This is a genomic window from Micromonospora sp. NBC_00860, from assembly GCF_045207375.1.
GTDB lineage: Bacteria > Actinomycetota > Actinomycetes > Mycobacteriales > Micromonosporaceae > Micromonospora > Micromonospora vinacea.
Map to the genome: position 1 here is coordinate 2,816,026 of NZ_CP108825.1, position 19,438 is coordinate 2,835,463.

At 72.6% G+C, this 19,438-nt stretch carries 22 protein-coding genes; 8 read left to right on the forward strand and 14 right to left on the reverse strand.

The genetic code is table 11. The features are described 5' to 3' along the window. Window positions 1–112: 112 nt before the first annotated feature. A complete protein-coding gene (locus tag OH804_RS12900) occupies window positions 113–904 on the forward strand; it encodes a GntR family transcriptional regulator (protein ID WP_406066527.1) in 792 nt (263 codons plus the stop codon). Window positions 905–1,207: 303 nt separating this feature from the next. Here OH804_RS12900 and mshC read toward each other — a convergent pair whose 3' ends face one another. The 6 genes from mshC to OH804_RS12930 form a co-directional block, all read right to left on the reverse strand. Beyond that, window positions 1,208–2,446: a cysteine--1-D-myo-inosityl 2-amino-2-deoxy-alpha-D-glucopyranoside ligase gene (gene mshC, locus OH804_RS12905; protein ID WP_406065298.1), complete on the reverse strand. Its 1,239-nt coding sequence runs from the start codon at window positions 2,444–2,446 to the stop codon at window positions 1,208–1,210. 66 nt (window positions 2,447–2,512) lie between these two features. Further along, window positions 2,513–3,331, reverse strand: a complete 819-nt coding sequence (locus OH804_RS12910) for an SCO1664 family protein (protein WP_196922876.1) — start codon at window positions 3,329–3,331, stop codon at window positions 2,513–2,515. Then, complete coding sequence (locus tag OH804_RS12915; protein ID WP_196922875.1) at window positions 3,328–3,912, reverse strand: DUF3090 domain-containing protein; 585 nt, start codon at window positions 3,910–3,912, stop codon at window positions 3,328–3,330. Before OH804_RS12915 ends, OH804_RS12910 begins: the two co-directional genes overlap by 4 nt. Window positions 3,913–4,069: 157 nt before the next feature. Then, the gene (locus tag OH804_RS12920; RefSeq protein ID WP_196922874.1) at window positions 4,070–4,783 is read right to left on the reverse strand and encodes an MSMEG_4193 family putative phosphomutase; all 714 of its coding nucleotides are present in this window, start codon (window positions 4,781–4,783) and stop codon (window positions 4,070–4,072) included. 105 nt (window positions 4,784–4,888) lie between these two features. Further along, the gene (locus OH804_RS12925; protein ID WP_112587410.1) at window positions 4,889–5,725 is read right to left on the reverse strand and encodes an undecaprenyl-diphosphate phosphatase; all 837 of its coding nucleotides are present in this window, start codon (window positions 5,723–5,725) and stop codon (window positions 4,889–4,891) included. Beyond that, window positions 5,722–6,774, reverse strand: coding sequence for an LLM class F420-dependent oxidoreductase (locus tag OH804_RS12930; RefSeq protein ID WP_196922873.1), 1,053 nt, complete (start codon window positions 6,772–6,774; stop codon window positions 5,722–5,724). Before OH804_RS12930 ends, OH804_RS12925 begins: the two co-directional genes overlap by 4 nt. 186 nt (window positions 6,775–6,960) lie before the next feature. On the opposite strand from OH804_RS12930, the gene OH804_RS12935 reads away from it, so the two are divergent. Continuing rightward, the gene (locus OH804_RS12935; RefSeq protein WP_406065302.1) at window positions 6,961–7,932 is read left to right on the forward strand and encodes an aldo/keto reductase; all 972 of its coding nucleotides are present in this window, start codon (window positions 6,961–6,963) and stop codon (window positions 7,930–7,932) included. Between the two features lie 55 nt (window positions 7,933–7,987). Here the strand turns inward: OH804_RS12935 and OH804_RS12940 are convergent, their stop codons facing one another. From OH804_RS12940 to OH804_RS12950, 3 genes are read right to left on the reverse strand one after another with little or no spacing between them, the layout of a single operon-like run. Then, window positions 7,988–8,893, reverse strand: a complete 906-nt coding sequence (locus OH804_RS12940) for a hypothetical protein (RefSeq protein WP_406065304.1) — start codon at window positions 8,891–8,893, stop codon at window positions 7,988–7,990. Between the two features lie 14 nt (window positions 8,894–8,907). Continuing rightward, complete coding sequence (locus OH804_RS12945) at window positions 8,908–9,969, reverse strand: WXG100 family type VII secretion target (RefSeq protein WP_406065306.1); 1,062 nt, start codon at window positions 9,967–9,969, stop codon at window positions 8,908–8,910. Beyond that, window positions 9,966–10,298, reverse strand: coding sequence for a hypothetical protein (locus tag OH804_RS12950; RefSeq protein ID WP_406065308.1), 333 nt, complete (start codon window positions 10,296–10,298; stop codon window positions 9,966–9,968). The genes OH804_RS12945 and OH804_RS12950 overlap by 4 nt, the downstream gene beginning before the upstream one ends. Window positions 10,299–10,390: 92 nt before the next feature. Between OH804_RS12950 and OH804_RS12955 the strand changes: the two genes are divergently transcribed. The 3 genes from OH804_RS12955 to OH804_RS12965 all read left to right on the forward strand — a co-directional run bounded on the left by OH804_RS12955 (window position 10,391) and on the right by OH804_RS12965 (window position 12,013). Continuing rightward, a complete protein-coding gene (locus OH804_RS12955) occupies window positions 10,391–10,810 on the forward strand; it encodes a YbaB/EbfC family nucleoid-associated protein (RefSeq protein WP_196922869.1) in 420 nt (139 codons plus the stop codon). Beyond that, complete coding sequence (locus OH804_RS12960) at window positions 10,807–11,634, forward strand: SseB family protein (RefSeq protein ID WP_406065310.1); 828 nt, start codon at window positions 10,807–10,809, stop codon at window positions 11,632–11,634. The genes OH804_RS12955 and OH804_RS12960 overlap by 4 nt, the downstream gene beginning before the upstream one ends. A gap of 187 nt (window positions 11,635–11,821) precedes the next feature. Further along, window positions 11,822–12,013 carry a DUF5703 family protein gene (locus OH804_RS12965; protein ID WP_013734349.1) on the forward strand — a complete coding sequence of 64 codons (192 nt, stop codon included), beginning with the start codon at window positions 11,822–11,824 and terminating at the stop codon, window positions 12,011–12,013. Between the two features lie 51 nt (window positions 12,014–12,064). Here the strand turns inward: OH804_RS12965 and OH804_RS12970 are convergent, their stop codons facing one another. Together OH804_RS12970 and OH804_RS12975 are read right to left on the reverse strand one after the other, a co-directional pair. After that, the gene (locus OH804_RS12970; RefSeq protein WP_196922867.1) at window positions 12,065–12,727 is read right to left on the reverse strand and encodes a hypothetical protein; all 663 of its coding nucleotides are present in this window, start codon (window positions 12,725–12,727) and stop codon (window positions 12,065–12,067) included. A 58-nt stretch (window positions 12,728–12,785) separates the two neighbouring features. Continuing rightward, window positions 12,786–14,114, reverse strand: coding sequence for a M20/M25/M40 family metallo-hydrolase (locus tag OH804_RS12975; RefSeq protein ID WP_196922866.1), 1,329 nt, complete (start codon window positions 14,112–14,114; stop codon window positions 12,786–12,788). A 148-nt stretch (window positions 14,115–14,262) separates the two neighbouring features. On the opposite strand from OH804_RS12975, the gene OH804_RS12980 reads away from it, so the two are divergent. From OH804_RS12980 to OH804_RS12990, 3 genes are all read left to right on the forward strand, one after another. Continuing rightward, on the forward strand, window positions 14,263–14,874 hold the full coding sequence (locus OH804_RS12980) for a hemerythrin domain-containing protein (protein ID WP_196922865.1): 612 nt from the start codon (window positions 14,263–14,265) through the stop codon (window positions 14,872–14,874). A gap of 83 nt (window positions 14,875–14,957) precedes the next feature. Further along, window positions 14,958–15,938, forward strand: coding sequence for a LysR family transcriptional regulator (locus OH804_RS12985; protein WP_196922864.1), 981 nt, complete (start codon window positions 14,958–14,960; stop codon window positions 15,936–15,938). A 60-nt stretch (window positions 15,939–15,998) separates the two neighbouring features. Continuing rightward, window positions 15,999–16,244, forward strand: coding sequence for a hypothetical protein (locus tag OH804_RS12990; protein WP_196922863.1), 246 nt, complete (start codon window positions 15,999–16,001; stop codon window positions 16,242–16,244). Window positions 16,245–16,300: 56 nt separating this feature from the next. Here the strand turns inward: OH804_RS12990 and OH804_RS12995 are convergent, their stop codons facing one another. From OH804_RS12995 to OH804_RS13005, 3 genes are read right to left on the reverse strand one after another with little or no spacing between them, the layout of a single operon-like run. Then, window positions 16,301–16,651: a DUF3140 domain-containing protein gene (locus OH804_RS12995; protein WP_091408434.1), complete on the reverse strand. Its 351-nt coding sequence runs from the start codon at window positions 16,649–16,651 to the stop codon at window positions 16,301–16,303. After that, window positions 16,651–16,854, reverse strand: coding sequence for a hypothetical protein (locus OH804_RS13000; protein WP_196922862.1), 204 nt, complete (start codon window positions 16,852–16,854; stop codon window positions 16,651–16,653). The genes OH804_RS12995 and OH804_RS13000 overlap by 1 nt, the downstream gene beginning before the upstream one ends. Next, a complete protein-coding gene (locus OH804_RS13005) occupies window positions 16,851–19,409 on the reverse strand; it encodes an ATP-dependent Clp protease ATP-binding subunit (protein ID WP_196922861.1) in 2,559 nt (852 codons plus the stop codon). The genes OH804_RS13000 and OH804_RS13005 overlap by 4 nt, the downstream gene beginning before the upstream one ends. Between the last annotated feature and the right edge of the window lie 29 nt (window positions 19,410–19,438).

The following is a 19,438-nucleotide window of genomic DNA, read 5'->3' on the forward strand; positions in this document are numbered from 1 at the left end:
TGCGGGCCTTCGGACTTTTTGTGGTCCGGGGGCCCGTTTTCGCGTGTCCCGGGTAGCGCCGTCACACCCTCTAGGGCATCCTAGGAACCTAGATGTGATCAAGGAGGCGGGTGTGCAGATCAACCCCGGGGCCGCCGAGTTCCCGCACCGACAGATCGCCGCGCAGCTCAAGGCCCAGGTCCGCCGCGGCGACTGGGGCCCGGGCGAGCGGCTGCCGTCCATCCCGGCCATCGCCGAGATGTTCGGCGTCGCCAAGCAAACCGTGCAACGCGCCGTCGACCAGCTGCGCGTCGAGGGCATCCTGATCACCAAACCCGGCTCCGGTACGTACGTCCGGGGCACCCGCCGCCGACTCAACCGCCTCTCCCGAGGCCGGTACGGCGGCTTCCGCGGCTACCACACCGACCTGGCCGCCCGATACCGTCAACAACTCGTCTCCGTCGGGCACGCCCCCGCCCCCGCCGAGGTGGCCGACGCGTTCGGCGTGTCCGACGGCACCAGCCTGCTCTGCCGCCGGCACCTCGTCCGCACCGACGACTCCCCCGTCGAGGTGGGCGCCTCCTGGTTCCTGCCCCGCGACACCGCCGGCACCTCGCTGGAGCGCACCGAGGCGTTCGGCCGGCCGCTCTACCAGGAGGCCGAGGAAGCCACCGGACGGCGGTACGTCTCGGCCACCGACACGATCAGCGCCCGCCAGCCGAGCCGGGAGGAGGCCGAGACCCTCCAGATCCGGCCGGACACCCCGGTGCTGCACCTGCTGCACGTCGCGTACGACGCGCAGCGCAAGCCGATCGAGGTGTCCCAGGCGACCTGGCCCGGCCCCATGACCACCCTCACCGAGGAGTACAAGATCCCCGGCCCCACCCCCGATCCGGACCCCGACCCCGGCCTGATCCTGGGCTGACCCGCCCGCCCCGGCCCGCCCCGCCCCGGCCCGGCCCGGCCCGGCCCGGTCGATCTTGCACTTCCTGTCGCCCTTCTGCCCCGCTTAGCAACTTTCGGAACGTCAGAAAGTGCAAGATCGACGGCTGAGCATGGGGGCGACGCATGGCGCCGTTACGCCCCACTTCGAGCGCTCCGTCGATCATGGAGTTGTGGTGCGTCGCATAAGGGGCGCAGCACTACATACCGGCCACCACAACTCCATGATCGGCCAAGCCGGCGCGGGGCGAGGGCCAGAGCCAGCGCGGGGCGAGCCAGCGCGGGATCAGAGGCGGATGCCCAGGAGGGCGTCGACCGTCTTCGCGAAGAGGGCGGGCGCTTCGGTGTCGTCGGTGGCGCCGGCGAGGGTCGCCTCGGCCCAACGGTCTGCTGCGGCCAGGGCTCCGGGGGTGTCCAGGTCGTCGGCCAGGCGTGCGCGTACCTCGGCCAGCAGCTCAGCCCCGGACGGCCCGGCGGGCGCGGCGGCGGCCCGCCGCCAACGGTCCAGGCGCTCGTGCGCGGCGGTGAGCAGGTCGTCGGTCCAGGTGCGGTCGCTGCGGTAGTGCCCGGAGATCAGCGCCAGCCGGATCGCCATCGGGTCGACCTTGTCGGCGCGCAGCCGGGACACGAAGACCAGGTTGCCGCGGGACTTGGACATCTTCTCGCCGTCCAGGCCGATCATTCCGGCGTGCACGTAGTGCTCGGCGAACGGCGCCTGGCCGGTGAGCCGCTCGGCGTGCGCGGCGGAGGCCTCGTGGTGCGGGAACAGCAGGTCGTTGCCGCCGCCCTGCACGTCGATCCGGTCGCCGAGCAGGTTGAGGGCGATCACCGCGCACTCGATGTGCCAGCCGGGGCGGCCCCGGCCCAACTCGCCGCCCGGCCAGGACGGCTCGCCCTCGCGGGCGCCGCGCCACAACAGCGGGTCGAGCGGGTCCCGCTTGCCGGCCCGGTCGGGGTCGCCGCCGCGCTCGGGGAAGATCTCCAGCATCTGCTCGCGGGTCAGGTTCGACTCGTAGCCGAAGCTGGGCGTGGCGGAGATGTCGAAGTAGACGTCGCCGGTGCCGTCGTCGAGCCGGTACGCGGCGCCGTCCTTGAGCAGCACCTCGACCTTGTCGGCGATGTCCGGGATCGACTCGACAGCGCCCACGTAGTGCGCCGGCGGGATGATCCGCAGCGCCTCCATGTCCTCCCGGAAGAGTGCCGTCTCGCGCATCGCCAGGACCACCCAGTCCTCGCCGTCGCGGGCGGCCCGCTCCAGCAGCGGGTCGTCGATGTCGGTGACGTTCTGCACGTAGCGCACCGGGCGGCCGGCGTCACGCCACATCCGCTGCACCAGGTCGAACGTGATCATGGTGGCGGCGTGGCCGAGGTGGGTGGCGTCGTACGGGGTGATGCCGCAGACGTACATGCTTCCCGCGTCGGCCGGCTCACTCGGGTGGACACCCTGCCGCGCCGAGTCGTACAACGCCAGTGGCTCGCCCCTGCCCGGCAGCCGTGGCACCTCGTGTCCCGCCCAAGACTCCATGGGATCAGCCTAGCCAGCCCGGCGACGACGCCGGAGCACCCCACGGGTGATCAAGATGACAGCGGCTCACATGGGCGGCCAGGGCATCGCCGGCCAGTCCTCCGGAGGTTGGGGGAAGCAGCCGGTGTCGCGCAGCCGGTCGATCCGGGCAGCCACCTCGGCCACCTCGCTGATCGTCAGGTGGTCGGCCAGCTCCGCGCCGAGCGCCCCGGCGGCCTGCCCGGCCAGCGCGTCGAGCATCTCCACGGCGTCCGCGGGCAGGCGCTTGCCGGCCCAACCCCAGAGCACCGTCCGCAGCTTGTCCTCCACGTGGAAGCTCACCCCGTGGTCCACGCCGTAGATCCGGTCGTCGGCACCGACGAGCACGTGACCGCCCTTGCGGTCGGCGTTGTTGAGCACGGCGTCGAGCACCGCGAGCCGGGCCAGCCGCGGGTCGTCGGCGTGGGCGAGGGCGTACGCGGCGCCGTCGTCGTCGCGGGCCGCGGCGATCGGAATCCAGCGCGGCGGCAACTCCCCGGCGGGCAGGAAACCGACGAGCGGTTCGGCGTCCTCCGGCTCGTCGATCCACAGCTGGCAGGAGCCGGGGCCGAACGGGCCGTCGCGCAGCACTGTGGGCGGCACCAGGTCCCATCCGGTGGCCCGGGAGACCAGGTACGCCGAGACCTCCCGACCGGCGAGGGTGCCGTCGGGGAAGTCCCAGAGTGGGCGCTCGCCACGGACCGGCTTGTAGACGCAGCGGGCGGTCACCCCGTCCAGGGTCAGGATGCCGCGCAGCGTCGTGTTCGACGCGTCGACAAGCCGACCCTCCAGGTCGAGGGCGCCGTCACGCAGCAGCCGCAGTGCGGCGTCGCCGTCCTGGCGAGGCTGGAGGCCGGACGAGGTCACCGGTGGTAACCGTTGTGCCGCGGGCAGAGGTGCCCGGCGGGGTCCAACGGTTGGCCGCAGAGCGGGCACGGTGGCCGGCCCGCGTTGACCACTCGCCGGGCCCGCTCGATGAACTGGCGGGTCGCCTGCGGGGTGAGCCGGACCCGGAGCCGATCCAGGTCCTCGTCCGGCTCGTCGTCCTCGTCCTCGTCGTCGTCCTCGTCGTCCTCGTCGCCGAGCTCGACCTCGGGCTCGACCTCGCCCGCCGCGATCGCCTCGATCACCACGGTCGCGGTGTCCACGTCGAAGGCCAGCCCGAGCGTGCCGACCCGGAACTCCTCGTCGACTGGCGTGTCCAGCGGCTCGTTGTCGCCGATCACCGGCGCCAGCTCGGGCAGGTCCACCCCGAAGCGGCGCTGCGCCTCGGTGAGCAGCTCCTCCAGCTTCTCGGCGAGCAGGGACACCTGGACCTTCTCCAGCGCGACGCTGACCAGCCTGCCGCCGCCGCGGGCCTGCAGGAAGAACGTGCGCTCCCCCGGCGGCCCGACAGTCCCGGCGACGAACCGCTCCGGCGGTTCGAAGGCGTGCACCTGGTGGGTCATACCCACGACCCTATCCGGCCCGCCTTGGCACCGCGCACCCCACCGACGCGAATCGCCGCAGCGGCGGCGCGCCCGGTGCACGAGGGGCTAAACCCGGGCGTGGCGGCGTTTCCGGCGTGCGCCGACGCCCCGGTCGCGGGCGCTGTCGTGACGTGCCTCACCGCGCCGCACCCGCCCCACCGCCGACGGCCGCGTCCGAGTCGGCCACCCGGCTCGCGCGGCGACGCCGCTTGGGCGGCGGCGGCACCAGCGCCGCCAAATCGCCACCGGTGTCGTTGAGTCGCACCACAAACGGACGCAGCGGCGTGAACCGGATCGCCGTCACCGACGCCGGGTCGGCCACGATCCGCTGAAAGGCGTCCAGGTGTACGCCGAGCGCGTCCGCCACGATGGCCTTGATCACGTCGCCGTGGCTGCAGGCCAGCCAGACCGCCTCGGGCCCGTGTTCCGCGCTCACCCGGGCGTCCCAGGAGCGCACGGCCGCCACGGCCCGCGCCGCCATCGCCGCCATCGCCTCCCCGCCCGGGAAGACCGCCGCGCTGGGGTGCTGCTGGACGACCGGCCAGAGCGGCTCCTTGGCGAGCTTCTTCAGCGGCTGCCCCTCCCAGCTGCCGTAGTCGCACTCGATCAGCCCGTCCTCGACCACCGGGGCGGCCTGCGGAAGCGCCAACTCCAGCGTCTGCCGGCATCGGATGAGCGGGCTGGTCACCACGGCGGCCAGCGGCACCGGCCGCAGCCGTTCGCCGACCGCGGTGGCCTGGGCGCGCCCGGTGTCGTCCAACTCGACCGGTTGCCGGCCGGCCAGGCCGCCATCGGCGTTCGCCGTGGTTCGGCCGTGTCGCAGAAGCAGAAGGGTCGCCACGGAGACCACCCTATGACCTGCGCCCCGCGCCGGGCCGTCGTGGGCTCCGGAGGGATCACGACTGCGGCCCCCGGCTCCGCCTGCGGGCGGAGCCGGGGGCCGTCGACAGATCGGTCAGGTGGCGTCGATCGTTCCGGTCAGCAGCAGGGCCAGGACCAGGGTGCCCAGCGCGACCCGGTACAGCACGAAGACGTACAGGGTGTGGTGGGCGACGTAACGCAGCAGCCAGGCGATGGCCGCGTAACCGATGCCGAACGCGATGAGGGTGGCCACGATCGTCTGGGCCACCGTGGGCACTGACGTGCCCGGGGCGGACGGTTCGAAGACGTCCCCGAGGCTGAACACGCCGGACATCACCACCGCCGGGATGGCCAGCAGGAACGAGTACCGTGCCGCCGCCTCCCGGGTCAGGTTGAGCAGCAGCCCGGCGGTGAGCGTGCCGCCGGAGCGGGACACCCCGGGGACCAGCGCCATGGCCTGGGCGAAGCCCATCACGATGCCGTCCTTCATCCGGAAGTTCTCCAGGGTGCGGGTCTGCCGCCCCCAGTACTCGGCGAAGGCCAGCACGAACGCGAACACGATGAGCGTGGTCGCCACCACCCACAGGTTGCGCCCTGCGGTCTTGATCTGATCCTTGAACACGAAACCGAACAGCCCGATCGGGATCGAGCCGACGATCACGTACCAGCCCATCCGGTAGTCGAGGCTGGAGCGGACCGACTTGTCCCGGATGCCCACCAGCCAGGTCCGGGTGATCCGCCAGATGTCCTTGGCGAAGTAGATCAACACGGCCGCTTCGGTGCCGAGCTGGGTGACCGCTGTGAACGACGCGCCGGCGTCCCGGTCGAAGAAGATCGCCGAGGTGATCCGCAGATGCCCCGACGAGCTGACCGGAAGGAACTCGGTCAGTCCCTGGACGATGCCCAGGACGATGGCCTCGACCCAGGTCACTCGCCGACTCCCGAGAGGTCGAGAGCCTCGGCGACGGTACGCAGGGTCTGCACACCACTGTCCCGGTCGGCCACGAAGAGGGTCACCGACAGCGTGGTGACGCCTGCGGCGGCGTACTCCCGCATCCGCTCGGCGATGCGCTCCTTCGGGCCGAGCAGCGAGGTGCGGTCGATGAACTCCATGGGTACGGCAGCGGCGGCGTCGCGCTGCCGCTTGGCCAGGTACAGCTCCTGCACCTCGCGGGCGGCGTCGCCGTAGCCCATCCGGGTGGCGAGCTGGTTGTAGAAGTTCTGCTGACGGCTGCCCATGCCGCCCACGTACAGCGCGGCGTACCAGCGGACGAGTTCGGCGCAGGAGGCCACGTCGTCACCGATCACCACGGGCACCGACGGCACGACGTCGAACCCGGCCAGATCCTTGCCGACCTTGGCCCGCCCGGCGCGCACCGAGGCGAGCTGCTCCTCGGCGAACTCCGGGGCGTAGAACACTGCCAGCCAGCCGTCGGCGATCTCGCCGGCCAGCTCAAGGTTCTTCGGGCCGACCGCGGCCAGGTAGATCGGTATGTGCTCGCGGGGAGGGTGGAAGCCCAGCCGCAGGGCCTTGCCCGGGCCGTCCGGCAGCGGCAGCGTGTAGTGCTCGCCGTCGTACGCCACCTCCTTGCGGGCGATGGCCAGCTTGACGATGTCGACGAACTCGCGGGTCCGGGCCAGCGGCTTGGCGAAGCGCACGCCGTGCCAGCCCTCGGACACCTGCGGGCCGGAGACACCCAGACCGAGCCGGAACCGGCCGCCGGAGAGCGCGTCGATAGTGGCGGCGGTCATGGCGGTGGCGGCCGGCGTACGGGCGGGGATCTGCATCACCGCGGCGCCGACATCGATCCGTTCGGTCTGCCCGGCCATCCAGGCGAGCATGCTGGGCGAGTCGGAGCCATAGGCCTCCGCCGCCCACACCACCGAATAGCCCAGCCGGTCGGCCTCCTGAGCCAGCGCCAGGTGGTCGGCCGGTGTGCTCCACGCGGTCTGGTATCCAAGACTGAGCCCGAGTCGCACTGGTCCTCCCCCATCCGTGGCACAGGTCGCCCCAGGTTACGCAATGCCGATAACGGACTCGATCACCGGCTCGACCCCTTTGATCCCCCCTCCATCGGGGCAGCCCGGGGCGGCGGAACCGGCAGAACCGGCAGAGATACGGGAGCGAGGATATCGGTGGCGGCAGGTTCGAAATAAGGTTCACCCATGCAACAGCGACCGCTCGGCCGAAGCGGGCTGGCGGTTTCCCGGCTCGCGCTCGGCACCATGACCTGGGGCCGGGACACCGACGCCGACGATGCGGCCGCTCAGCTGAAGAGTTACCTCGACGCGGGCGGCAACCTGATCGACACCGCCGACGTGTACGGCGACGGCGACGCCGAGTCGGTGATCGGCTCACTGCTGGGCTCCCTCGTCCCCCGCGAGGAGCTGCTGATCGCCACCAAGGCCGGGTTGCGCCCCGGCAGTGGGCGACGTCGGGACGGCTCCCGGGGGCACCTGCTGCGCACGTTGGACGCGTCGCTGCGCCGGCTCGGCACCGACCACGTCGACCTGTTCCAGGTGCACGGGTACGACCCGGACACCCCTCTGGAGGAGACCCTGGCCGCCCTGGACCACGCGGTGGCCAGCGGCAAGGTCCGCTACGTCGGGGTGTCGAACTTCTCCGGCTGGCAGACCGCGCGGGCCGCCGCCTGGCAGACCGCCTGGCCGGGGCGGGCGCCGGTGGTCGCGTCCCAGGTGGAGTATTCGCTGCTGGAGCGGGGCGTGGAGCGGGAGGTGCTGCCCGCGTGCGACGCGCTGGGCCTGGGCGTGCTGCCCTGGTCGCCGCTGGGCCGGGGCGTGCTCACCGGCAAGTACCGGCACGGCCGTCCGGCCGACTCCCGGGCCGCGTCGCCGCACTTCGAACGGTTCGTCTCGACGTACCTGGAGCCACGCTGCTCCAGCATCGTGGAGGCGGTGGCGACAGCGGCCGGTGGGCTGGGGGTGTCGCCGCTGGAGGTGGCGTTGGCGTGGATCCGGGACCGGCCCGGCGTGACCGCGCCGATCCTCGGCGCGCGGACTGTGGGGCAGCTGCTCGGTGCGCTCCAGGTGGAACGGATCACCCTTCCCGAGGAGATCACCACCGCGCTGGACGACGTCTCCGCGGTGCCGGTCGGCTACCCCGAACGCGACGGCTGACCCACGCGCCGGGTCACCGTTGAGCAGCCGGCCGGGCCAAGGCTGACCGGCCGGGTCACGGCGTCGGGCGCTGGCCGGGGAGGTCCTGGATCGCGGTCAGGAAGCGCGACTGGTCGTCGCGGAGCGCGGGCTGAGTGAGCCGGATCCACGAGCCGTCGTCGAAGACGATGGTGGAGGCGAGCTGCACCAGCCCGCTCGCGCCACGCTCGGAGTCGACCCGGGCCACCCGGTCGCGGCGCACACTCCACAGCACCCGCGGTTGACGGCGGTCCGGCCGGTCGGCGTCCGGGCGGGGGCCCATCCGCAGCAGGTGCAGGTGGGTGTCGGTCACTGCCAACGGGGTGCCGGTGTAACGCTCCAAAAAGAGCAGCAGGCTGCCGGCGAGGGTGGCGAGGTCACCACTGAAGACGTACCGGCGGCGGTAGGCGATCTCGGCGAGCTGCTCGGCCAGCGGACGGTACTGACTGAGCCGGAACAGCGCCCGGAACGCCTCCTGCTCCTCGGTGAGCGGGATCGGCTCCCGCTGGGCGGGTTGCTGGGGCAGGCCCGGCTCCGGCGCGGCCACTTCCGGCACACCGGCGGCGATGGCACCGGCCTTGCCCGGCAGCAGCAGCACACCCGCGGCCAGCCGCACCGGAGCCAGCACGGCGTCGACCCAGACCACCGGGTTGACGATGTTGAGCAGCCCGAACAGCACCTTCGGGTCGAGCGCGTCGGCCAGCTCGGCGCCGACCTCGTCGGCGAGCTGCCGACCGGCCCGGTGGGTCTGCGACATGCGTACCGGCCCGAGCCCCACGTAGCGGAGATCCTGCCCGGCCAGCAGCGGCGCCACCAGGGCGCGCTCCGGCTCGTCGCTGGTGCGGAACTCGTCGCGCAGCTCGCGGGCCTTGTCCCGGGCGGCACGCGCGCCGCCGAGCACCGCGTCGGTGAACCGACCGAGCCGACCCCGCTCCCCTGACATCACCCGTCGCCCCCCTAGCGGCCCGCCGGCTGACCTGCCGGCGGCTGCCCGAAGACATTCTGGTCGATCCAGTCCGCGCCGCCCTGCACCGCCTGGTCGATCTGGTCGCCGACCTGTTCGCTGCCGGGAACGGAGAGCCCGCTGGTCAACGCGACAGTCCCCCAGGTGACACCGTGGACCACCGAGTTCGGCACGTTCCACGGCAGGTGGGTCGCCCAGTCCCGGGCGATCACCCGGGCCCCGTCGGCGACACCGTGCGCCCGCAGCGCGGCGGCCCGGTCGAGGGCGCCCATGTCGAACGGGGAACCGGACTTGCCCAACTTGTAGGTGCCCTTGGTCGGGTCGAGGACCTTGTGGTGCCACTTGTCGAGCTTGCCGGCGGCGCGGCGCTTGTCGGCGTACTTCTTGCCGGCGCGCAGCGCCTTCTGCATGTCGACCAGCTTGTCCAGGTGCGTCCGCAGCTTGCGCAGATACAGCAGAACCCGCTGGAGCAGGCGGATGACCTTCTGCAGGTGCACCGCGAGCGGCCGGATGACCTTCAACATCCGGGTGACGACGATCAGGCCCCTGGTGACGGCCACGCCCACACCGGCAGCCCAGGACGCCCCCATTGTCACCGGGGCCATCAGCAACGCCGTCACCAGCGTCACCAGGAGGAAGTTCACGAACTCCACGCAGATGTCCACGAGCACGTCGTGCACTGTCTGCAGGCCGTCGGCGACACTGCGCAGGTATTCCGCGGTCGCGGCGAACTGCTCGGCGACGTCCAGGAGTTGCTGCTCCACCTCGGCCAACCGCTGGCCGTACGCCACACCGGACGGTGAGCGCCAGCCGGCCTGCGCGGACTCCCGGGCCCCGCGGTGCCCCTGGGCCAGGTCGCGCACCTGCGCGGCCAGCGCGTCCCACTCGGCGGCCTTCGCGCGCAGCACGGCGGGCTCGCCGTCGACCAGGTCGACGAGCTGGATCAGTGGCCACGCCAGGGTGCGGCAGACACTGTCGACGGCGTCCTGCACGCCGGAGAGCGCGCTGTCCAGGCCGTTCCACAGTTGGACGGCGCTGCCGGCCGGGCCGCTCATCCGGGCAGCCCCGACTGGATGGCCTTGAACCCGGCGTCGAGGTCCCGCTCGTTGTGCTCGTACGCCTCGACGGTGTCGGCCAGCGCCGTGGCGACCCGCCCGAACGCGGCGTTCGCGGCGGCGAACAGCTCCTTGCCGCCGGTGACCTGCTCGGCGTACTTGTCGCGGAGCATGTCGCTGGCGAACGGCAGATGACCGAAGGCGTCCGACGGCACGTCGCCGGCCGAGACGATCTGCCGTTCCAACGCGGCGAGCGAGCTGGAGACCTGCTTGGCGGCTGTCTCCAGTCGACGGACCGCCTGCACGTCGACATCGATATCCGGTGGCATGCCGTTCCTCCCCCATGAGTCGAGCGCACCGACGATACGATCTCCCGGCCGCCGGGCACCACCCGGTCGCACGATCCACGGGGAGGAATCTCATGACGGACCCGACGTCCGCGTTCGACGCGCTCGCCGGGCGGATCGCCGACATCGAGCGCCGGTTCGCGGGCCTCCGCGACGACCTGGCCGAGCTGTCCGGCACCGCTACCGACGAGAGCGGGCTTGTCTCGGCGACCGTCGACGCCACCGGAGCGTTGACCGGGCTCACCCTCGCGCCGGCCGCCCTGCGCGCCGGCACCGAGGGGGTGGCCGAGCTGGTGCTCGACGCGTACCGGCGGGCTCGCGAGGTCGCCTCCACGCACGTCGACGAGCACACCGAGGGGTTGGACGTCGCGCTCGGCGCGGGGCTCGGCGACCTGTTCGGCACGCCGGGCGACTTCTCGGCGCTGGGCCGGCTGGAGGAGACAGTGGCCCGGCTCGGGCGGCTCGACGACCGCCTGCCGGGCGCACCGGCGTGACGTCGCCGTCGCCGACCTGGCCGGACATCGCCGCTCGGCTGCGGGACACCGTCGCCCGCTGCGACCGGGACACCGACCTGGAGCTCTCCGCCGGTCCGCGCGGGATCCGGCTGCTGGTGCGCCGCCAGGTGGTGCGGGTGGTCTGCCCCGGCTACGACGAGGCACGCCTGGCCGCGCTCGGCTGGCACCGTCCGACCGGCGGCGAGGGCTGGTGGTACGAGACGGCGCGCACTCCGGAGCAGGTGGAGCGGCTCAGTGTGTTCGTGACCCGTACCGCCGCCGAGGTGGTGACCGACGAGCCCGGCGCGCTCTCCTGCCGGCCGGTGCCGCCGGCCGCCGGCCCTGGCCCGACGGTGCCGCCGGCCGGGCACCCTGGCCCGGCAGCGCTACCGGTCGCCCGGCCGGCACCGGTCGAGGTGACCCAGGTCGGGGCGACACCCGCCGAGGCGGCGGAGCCGACGGTGGTTGCGGTGCTCGCCGCTGCCGTCGACCGGCGTGACCTGCCCGGCTACCTCGGAGCGCTGGCCGGCGCCACTGTGTGCGTCCCCCTCTCCGGGGAGCCGGCGCCCGACGCGGACTTCCCGTGGACGGTGGTCGGCGACACGACCGGGGCGCCGCTGCTGCCGGTCTTCACCTCGCCCGGGGCGCTCACCGGGTTCGCCGGGGACGGGGTGCCGTTCATCGCGCTGCCCTGCGCCGAACTGTTCGAGGACTGGCCAGACCCGTCCTGGGGGCTGACTGTCGACCCGGGCACCCCCCGGGCGGTCGCCCTGGCCGCGCCAGCCCTCGCCGCCCTGCTGACGGCGAACGTCCCCCCGGCCTGAGCGCCGCCCCTTTTCAGCGATCTTGCGGTTGCTGTCGCGGCACACCGGGCGTTCCCCCTCATTCCGGCAACAGGAACCGCAAGATCGGCGCGATGGGGCGCGGGGCGGCACGAACCGCCCACGGCAGCGTCGTTGGTCACTCCGGAGGGGGTGGCGAACAGCCCCTGGGCTGGGCAGCATGGAGGGCATGGACTACGAGTACGCGCCACTGCGGCTGCCGCCGAACGTCGACCGGCTGACCGCCGCGGCGCAGTTGGCGATCCAGGCGGAGTTCTCCGGATGGGAGTTGGCCCGGGTGCGGCTGTACCGGGACGGCACGCGCCAGGTGGTGCTGCGTCGTCGGCGGGTCAACCAGCCGCAGCCGGGTCTGTCGTACTGACGACCGGGCGGTGCCGCCCGAGGCCGGAGTCGGCCCCGGGCGGCACCCGGCCTAGTGCTGGTGCCCGGCGTGGTCGTGGTCGTCGTCGAGCTCCAGGAACGGGTGCTCGTCGAGCCGACCGACCAGCCGGTCGTCGGCAGCCGGCTGGAACGGGCCGACAGCGTCGTCGTCGTCGAACGACTCCAGGTCGACAGGGGTGCCCACCTCGCTGACCATGACCACGCCGTCGAGCGGCTCCAACTCGGGGACGTCCAACGCGCCGAGCGAGCCGTCACCGCTCTGCAGCAGCTCCAGCACCGCCTCGCCGACGCCCTCCACCGGCGCCGGCTCGTCGTCCTCCGGGGTGCCCTCGCGGCGGGCCGCCTCGGCCACCCGCAGCAGCGCGGCGACGCTCGGCACCCGGTAGTCACGACGCTGACGCACCGAGATCACCCGGGGGTGCGGGTCGCTGGCCTCGGCACCCTCGCCGCCGCCGAAACGCTCGTCGGCCTCGTCCGGGTCGATCGAGTCGACATCCCACGGCGTCACCTCGCCGAAGGCGTCGAGCAGTCGCTCGTCGTACGCGTAGGAGGCGTTGTTCAACGCCACGTACGCCTGCCAGACGTCGTCGTCGTCGACGCGGCCCTGCGCGGCGCGTACGGCAGCCAGGTGGTGGCGGGCCGCTTCGATCACCCGCTCGAGAGCGGCGTCCAGCTCACCATGCTGGTCGGTCATGTGGGGCAGTCCCTTCACGATGGGGAGGTTGCGCGCCGGCGGCCACCGCCGGACACGACTAGCAGGTGCGGAGGAACCGGTCGAGAACCCGCACGCCGAACTGTAGTCCGTCCACCGGAACGCGCTCGTCGATGCCGTGGAACAACGCCGAGAAGTTCAGGTCGGCGGGCAGCCGGAGCGGGGCGAACCCGAAGCAGCGGATGCCGAGCTGCGAGAACGCCTTGGCGTCGGTGCCACCGGAGAGCATGTACGGAACGGGACGCGCCCCCGGGTCCTCCGCGCGCAGCGCCGCCGACATGGCCTCGACCAGGTCACCGTCGAAGGTGGTCTCCAGCGCCGGCTGCCGCTGGACGTACTCGATGGCGATGTCCGGGCCGACCAGCTCGCGCAGCTGCCGCTCCAACAGCTCGGACTGGCCGGGCAGGCTGCGGCAGTCGATGGTGGCGGTGGCCCGGCCGGGGATGACGTTGTCCTTGTAGCCGGCGCTCAACCGGGTCGGGTTGGCGGTGTTGCGGATGGTCGCGCCGATGATGTTGGCGATGGGGCCGAGCTTGGCGATGGCCGTCTCCGGGTCGTCCGGGTCCAACTCGATGCCGAGCAGGTCGGAGACCTCGGTCAGGAAGGCCCGCACGGTGTCGGTGACCACCACCGGGAAGCGGTGTCGGCCGATCCGGGCGACCGCCTCGGCGAGCGCGGTGACGGCGTTGTCGTCGTGCATCATCGAGCCGTGCCCGGGGCGGCCCTTGGCGTGCAGCCGCAGCCAGTCGATGCCCTTCTCGGCGGTCTCGATGAGGTAGAGCCGCTGGCTGTCGTTGACCGAGTAGGAGAAGCCGCCCACCTCGCCGATCGCCTCGGTGCAGCCGTCGAAGAGGCCCCGGTGGTTGTCCACCAGGAAGCGCGCCCCGTAGTCGCTGCCCGCCTCCTCGTCGGCGGTGTATGCGAGCACGATGTCGCGCGGGGGTCGCACGCCGGTGCGCTGCCAGTGCCGCACCACGGCGAGCACCATCGCGTCGAAGTCCTTCATGTCGATGGCGCCCCGGCCCCAGAGGTAGCCGTCGCGCAGCTCGCCGGAGAACGGGCCGACCGACCACTCGTCAGCGTCGGCGGGCACCACGTCCAGGTGGCCGTGCACCAGCAGCGCGCCCCGGCTCGGGTCGGTGCCCGGGATGCGGGCCACCACGTTCGCCCGGCCGGGCGCGGACTCGTGCAGGACGGACTCCACGCCGACCTCGGCGAGCTTCTCCGCCACGTACTCGGCCGCGCGGCGCTCGCCGACGCTGGTGTCGTTGTCACCCGTGTTGGTGGTGTCGATGCGCAGCAGGTCGCGGCAGAGGTCCACGACCTCTGCGGTGGGGTCGGGTCGGGCGGAGGCGGCATCGCTCGTCATCGCCTCTTCATACCAGCATGGGCTGGTCGGCGGGCCGGCGCGGGTGGACGCATCGACGGCTCGGTTTCGCGGTGGTCGCGTTCGGGTACCGCCGCCCACGACCGTACGTCCCTGCCGGAGCTTCCGCCCGCCAGTCGAGGAGGGCACCATGTCCGCTGTTCCCCTGCCGCCGTTGCCGCCCGCGCCCGCACCCGAGGAGGGCTACCGACCCGCCGGTCGCAGCATCGCCGACATCGTCGACCGGGAGCACCGGCAACTGCTGGCGCTGCTGGACCAGCTCTCCGGCCCGGACACCACACCGCGGGAAGGGCTGCCGGTGCTCACCGCCGCGCTGTCGCGGCACCTGTCCGCCGAGGAGCAGTACCTGCTGCCGGCGGTCCGCGCGGCGCTGCCGGCGGCCACCGAGCGGGTGGACGCGGAGATCAACGCCGACGCGGCCCTGCTGAGCGCCCTGAAGGGGCTGACGGACGAGGCGCTGACCGAGGTCGCGGAGCGGGTCCGCCGACACGTCGACGGGGTGGGCGCGCTGGTCGTCGAGCTGCGCGCGGTCGCGACCGAGGAGGAGCTGATCCGGCTCGGCAACCGGTTGGAGATCGCCGAGGAGGCCGCGCCGACCCGACCGCACCCGGGCACGCCGGCCACCCCTCCGTGGAACCGGATCGTGGAGCCGGCGGTCGGGGTGGTGGACAAGGTCCTCGACGCGGTGACCCGGCGGCCGACGTACCTGGCGGACCTGCCGGAGCCACCGCGCGACCGGTGACCGGCGGCCGCCGGCAATGCATTCATTATCACCGATCCGCTCGGGCTATTCCGCCAGCAGACCCGTAGTCCTACCGTCACCCTATGAACCTGGAGCTGCGTCACCTGCGGGTGGTCTGCGCGATCGCGGAGACGGGAAGTGTGACGAAGGCGGCCTCGGCGCTCGGCCTGGCCCAGCCGGCGCTCACCGCCCAGCTCCAACGCATCGAGCGGACGCTGGGCGGCCCGCTGTTCGACAGGGACCGGCGCGGGGCCCGGCCCACCGCACTGGGTGAGCTGGTGCTGGCCCGCGCCCGGGTGCTGCTGCCGGCGATGAAGGGGTTGCAGGACGAGGCCGCCCGGCTGGCCGGGGCGGGCGACACGCCGCCGTGCTACCGGTTCGGTGGGGTGAACAGCCCGATCCTGGGTCGGCTGGTGCACCGGTTGGCGGCCGAGCAACCGCCGGCCCAGATCACCACGTACGCGTCCTGGTCGGTGGACGAGTTGGCGCAGTTGGTGGCCGGCGGTCGGCTGGACTTCGCGCTGGCCGGGGTGTGCGGCGACGCCAGCCCGTCGGCCGGGTTCGGGTTGAGCTGGCAGGAGGTGGCCGTCGACCCGGTACTGGTGCTGCTGCCGGAGACCCATCCCCTCGCGGCCCAGGACGAGGTTCGCCTGGCGGACCTGCGCCACGAGCAGTGGGTCGCCGCGCCGGGCGACGGCTGCTTCGCCGACTGCTTCGCCGCCGCCTGCGCCCGCGCCGGCTTCACCCCCCGCAAGGTGTACGAGACCGACATCCGCGGCTGCGTCGACCTGGTGGAGGCCGGTGTGGCGGTGGCCCTGTGCCAGGCGACGTTCCGCCCGGTGAGCGGTCTGGTCACCCGTCAACTCGCCGGTACGCCGCTGCGCTGGCGGCTGCTACTCGGTTGGCATCCGGACTCCCCCGCCGCCCAGGGCGCCCAGCTGGTGCTGGAGACGGCCAAGGCGGCGTACGTCGACTCGTTGGCGCCGCACCCGGCGTACCTGGCCTGGCTGCCCCGCAACCCGGGGTTCGGGGTGCGGCAGCCGACCGGGGTCCGGCCGGGCTGACCGGCCGGTATTCCCGGCCGCTGGCGGTGCGAACCGCCGTGGGCCGGGTATCTGGCGGACATGACCGACCTCTACCCGCCCGCCGACGACCGCGAACTACTGCGCCAGGCGGCTGCCGCGCACACCGCCGCCACCCGTGAGGTGGAGGCGTTCCTGCGCCGACTGCCGACGGTGCCCGACCCGGCCGACGTGACCGAGTACGCGAACCTGCTCACCCGGGAGGACCAGACCCGCGGCGACCGGGACGCCGCCGCCGACGCGGCGGGCCTGACCATCGGCAGTCTCGAGTCCGACCAGGGCCAGTAGTACGCCGCGACGGTGCCGTCCCGGGCTCGGGACGGCACCGTCGCGGGTGGCCTCGCTCAGCGTTCGACGAGCGGATCGTGACCCAGGTCGAGCAGTGAGTGTCGCCAGCTGTCGTCGGCGTTGCCGCGCGACGGCTTGGCGTCCATCAGCTCGCGGATCCGCTCGACCGCCTCCCGCATCACCTCGATGTCCTCCGGGGTGAGGTCCACCTTGCGCTTGTTGAGCACCTTGAGGATCTCCCGGCCGGGCTGGGGCAGGTCGAGGTTCGGGTTCGGGCTGAACGACTCCTCCCCCGAACCCCGGGTCAGCAGCCAGGTCCGCAGCTGCTCCGACGGGACGTTCACCTCGGCGTGGAAGTCCTCCCAGAGCACTTCCACCTCGGGGTCGAGCCGCGCTTCGCGTACCATCAGGTCTCCTCTCCGGGCGGCGGCCCGGACGTCTCCGGGTCGTCCTGGTCGGTCTTCGGGTGCAGGCCCTCCGCTGGCACCCGCGTGCGGCGGGGGTTCGCGGTGGGCGACGCCAGGATCGGGTCGGGATGGTCGTCCTCGTCCCGGGGTTTCGCGGGCTGGTGCGGGTCCTCGTGGTCGTCCCCTCCCGCCGACCCGCTCATCGCGGGTGGGTGGTCGTGGCGGCGGTGTACCCCCGCTCACCCGCGGTCACGTCGAAGGTGAGCGCGCCGTCGCGGACGTCCACAGTGACCTTCTGCCCCGGCGAGATCGCCGACTCCAGCAACATCCGGGACAGGTGGTTGTCCACCTCCCGCTGGATCACCCGGCGCAGCGGGCGGGCACCGAACTCCGGCTGGTAGCCGTGCTCGGCGAGCCAGTCGATGGCGGCGGTGGTGAACTCCACCTGGAGGTCCTGGGCGTGCATACGGCGGCGGGTCTCCTCCAGCAGCAGCGCGGTGATGTCGCGCAACTGCTCGGCCTCCAGCCGGCGGAAGATGATGACCTCGTCGATGCGGTTGAGGAACTCCGGGCGGAAGTTCTCCTGCAGGCGACGCATCAGCCGCTCGCGCAGCTCGTTGCTCTCCTGCTCGCTGCCCACGTCCCCGGTGCCGAAGCCGACCGAGCGCTGGGCGCCGGTGATCAGCTCGGAGCCGAGGTTGCTCGTCATGATCAGGACGGTGTTCTTGAAGTTCACGGTGCGACCCTGGCTGTCGGTCAGCCGCCCGTCGTCGAGCACCTGGAGCAGGATGTTGAACACGTCCGGGTGGGCCTTCTCGATCTCGTCGAGCAGCACCACCGCGTACGGGCGGCGACGCACCGCCTCGGTGAGCTGACCGGCCTCCTCGTAGCCGACGTATCCGGGCGGCGCACCGACCAGCCGGCTGACCGTGTGCCGCTCCTGGAACTCGCTCATGTCCACCCGGACCATCCGGTCCGCCTCACCGAACAACGCCTCGGCCAGGGCCCGCGCCAACTCGGTCTTGCCGACACCGGTCGGGCCGAGGAACAGGAAACTGCCCATCGGCCGCTCCGGGTCGGCCAGCCCGGCCCGGGAGCGACGCACGGCCTCGGCGACCGCGCTGACCGCGTCGTCCTGACCGACCACCTTCTGGTGCAGGTGACCCTCCAGGCGCAGCAGCCGGTCGCGTTCCTCCTCGGTGAGCTGGCTGACGGGGATGCCGGTGGCCCGGGAGATCACCTCGGCGATCTCCTGGGGGCCCACCTCGGGCACCTGGGAGCCGGACGAGCCGTCGTCGCCGTTCGCGCGACGGATGTCCTCCTCCAACTCGGCGATCCGGTCGCGCAGCGCGGACGCCCGCTCGTACTGCTCGTCGGTGACTGCCTGTTCCTTGTCCCGGCGTACCTCGTCGAGTTCCTGTTCCAGCTCCCGCACGTCGGACGCGGGGGTGCGGGTGCGCAACCGCACCCGGGCGCCGGCCTGGTCGATGAGGTCGATCGCCTTGTCCGGCAGGAACCGATCGGTGACGTACCGGTCGGACAGTTCGGCGGCGGCGACCAGCGCCTCGTCGGTGAAGCGCACCTGGTGGTGGGCCTCGTACCGGTCGCGCAGCCCGCGCAGGATGGCGATGGTGTCGTCGACGCTGGGCTCGGGCACCAGCACCGGCTGGAACCGCCGGGCCAGCGCGGCGTCCTTCTCGATGCTCTTGCGGTACTCGTCCAGCGTCGTCGCGCCGATCACCCGCAGCTCACCCCGGGCGAGGGCGGGTTTGAGCATGTTGGACGCGTCCATCCCACCCTCGCTGCCGGCGCCGCCGGCCCCGACCAGGGTGTGGATCTCGTCCATGAAGATGATCAGCTCGTCCCGGTGCGCCCGGATCTCGTCGATCACCTTCTTCAGCCGTTCCTCGAAGTCGCCCCGGTAGCGGGTGCCGGCGACCAGGCCGGCCAGGTCGAGCTGGACGACCCGCTTGCCGAGCAGGGTCTGTGGTACGTCGCCGTCGCAGATCCGCTCGGCCAGCCCCTCGACGATGGCGGTCTTGCCGACGCCGGCCTCGCCGATCAGCACCGGGTTGTTCTTGGTCCGCCGGGACAGGATCTCCACGGCCTGTTCGATCTCGTCGGCGCGTCCGATCACCGGGTCGATCTGGTCGTTGCGGGCCAGGTCGGTGAGGTCCTGCCCGTACTGGTCCAGGGTGGGGGTGCCGCGGTCGGGCTTGGGCCCGGTCATCGGCCCGCGCTCGGCGTTGGCGGCCTGCAACGACTCGGGTTGGATCCGGCCGGCGGCCAGCATCCGCCCGGCCGGTGACTCCGGGTTGAGCGGCAGCGCCATCAGGATGTGCTCGGGGCCGATGTAGTTGGCGCCCATCGCCCGGGACAACTGATGGGCGTCGAGCAACGCCCGCTTGGCGGCGGGGGTCAACGACAGGTTGGGCGGCACCTCCCCGCGCGGCGCGCCGTCGCCCTTTCCGCCGAGGGCGTTGAGCAGGGTGTCCGGATCGGCACCGGCCCGGCGTACCAGGTCACGCAGCGGTTCGCGTTGCAGCGCCGCCCAGAGCAGGTGGTCGGTGTCCAGGTCGCTGCTCTGCCGTTGCGCGGCCCGCCGGGCCGCGTCGGCCAGCATCTCCCGGGCGTCGGCCGTCATCAGTCGGGTGATGTCGACCCGGTGCGGCGGTCGGCGCCCTCCCTCGCCCCGGCCGAAGTACCTGGCCAGGAATTCGTCCCACGGGTCGGAGCCGATGTCACCGGGTCCCATCATGTCTGTCCTCCGCAGTAGGGCTCGGCACG

Coding starts and splice junctions, on each gene's coding strand:
- OH804_RS12950 (WP_406065308.1), bottom strand. CDS start 10,298: ATGCCACCGGATATCGATGTCGACGTGCAGGCGGTCCGTCGACTGGAG.
- OH804_RS12975 (WP_196922866.1), bottom strand. CDS start 14,114: ATGACGAGCGATGCCGCCTCCGCCCGACCCGACCCCACCGCAGAGGTC.
- OH804_RS12985 (WP_196922864.1), top strand. CDS start 14,958: ATGAACCTGGAGCTGCGTCACCTGCGGGTGGTCTGCGCGATCGCGGAG.
- OH804_RS12965 (WP_013734349.1), top strand. CDS start 11,822: ATGGACTACGAGTACGCGCCACTGCGGCTGCCGCCGAACGTCGACCGG.
- OH804_RS12915 (WP_196922875.1), bottom strand. CDS start 3,912: ATGACCCACCAGGTGCACGCCTTCGAACCGCCGGAGCGGTTCGTCGCC.
- OH804_RS12955 (WP_196922869.1), top strand. CDS start 10,391: ATGACGGACCCGACGTCCGCGTTCGACGCGCTCGCCGGGCGGATCGCC.
- OH804_RS12940 (WP_406065304.1), bottom strand. CDS start 8,893: ATGTCAGGGGAGCGGGGTCGGCTCGGTCGGTTCACCGACGCGGTGCTC.
- OH804_RS12980 (WP_196922865.1), top strand. CDS start 14,263: ATGTCCGCTGTTCCCCTGCCGCCGTTGCCGCCCGCGCCCGCACCCGAG.
- OH804_RS13005 (WP_196922861.1), bottom strand. CDS start 19,409: ATGATGGGACCCGGTGACATCGGCTCCGACCCGTGGGACGAATTCCTG.
- OH804_RS12990 (WP_196922863.1), top strand. CDS start 15,999: ATGACCGACCTCTACCCGCCCGCCGACGACCGCGAACTACTGCGCCAG.
- OH804_RS12935 (WP_406065302.1), top strand. CDS start 6,961: ATGCAACAGCGACCGCTCGGCCGAAGCGGGCTGGCGGTTTCCCGGCTC.
- OH804_RS13000 (WP_196922862.1), bottom strand. CDS start 16,854: ATGAGCGGGTCGGCGGGAGGGGACGACCACGAGGACCCGCACCAGCCC.
- OH804_RS12945 (WP_406065306.1), bottom strand. CDS start 9,969: ATGAGCGGCCCGGCCGGCAGCGCCGTCCAACTGTGGAACGGCCTGGAC.
- OH804_RS12970 (WP_196922867.1), bottom strand. CDS start 12,727: ATGACCGACCAGCATGGTGAGCTGGACGCCGCTCTCGAGCGGGTGATC.
- mshC (WP_406065298.1), bottom strand. CDS start 2,446: ATGGAGTCTTGGGCGGGACACGAGGTGCCACGGCTGCCGGGCAGGGGC.
- OH804_RS12995 (WP_091408434.1), bottom strand. CDS start 16,651: ATGGTACGCGAAGCGCGGCTCGACCCCGAGGTGGAAGTGCTCTGGGAG.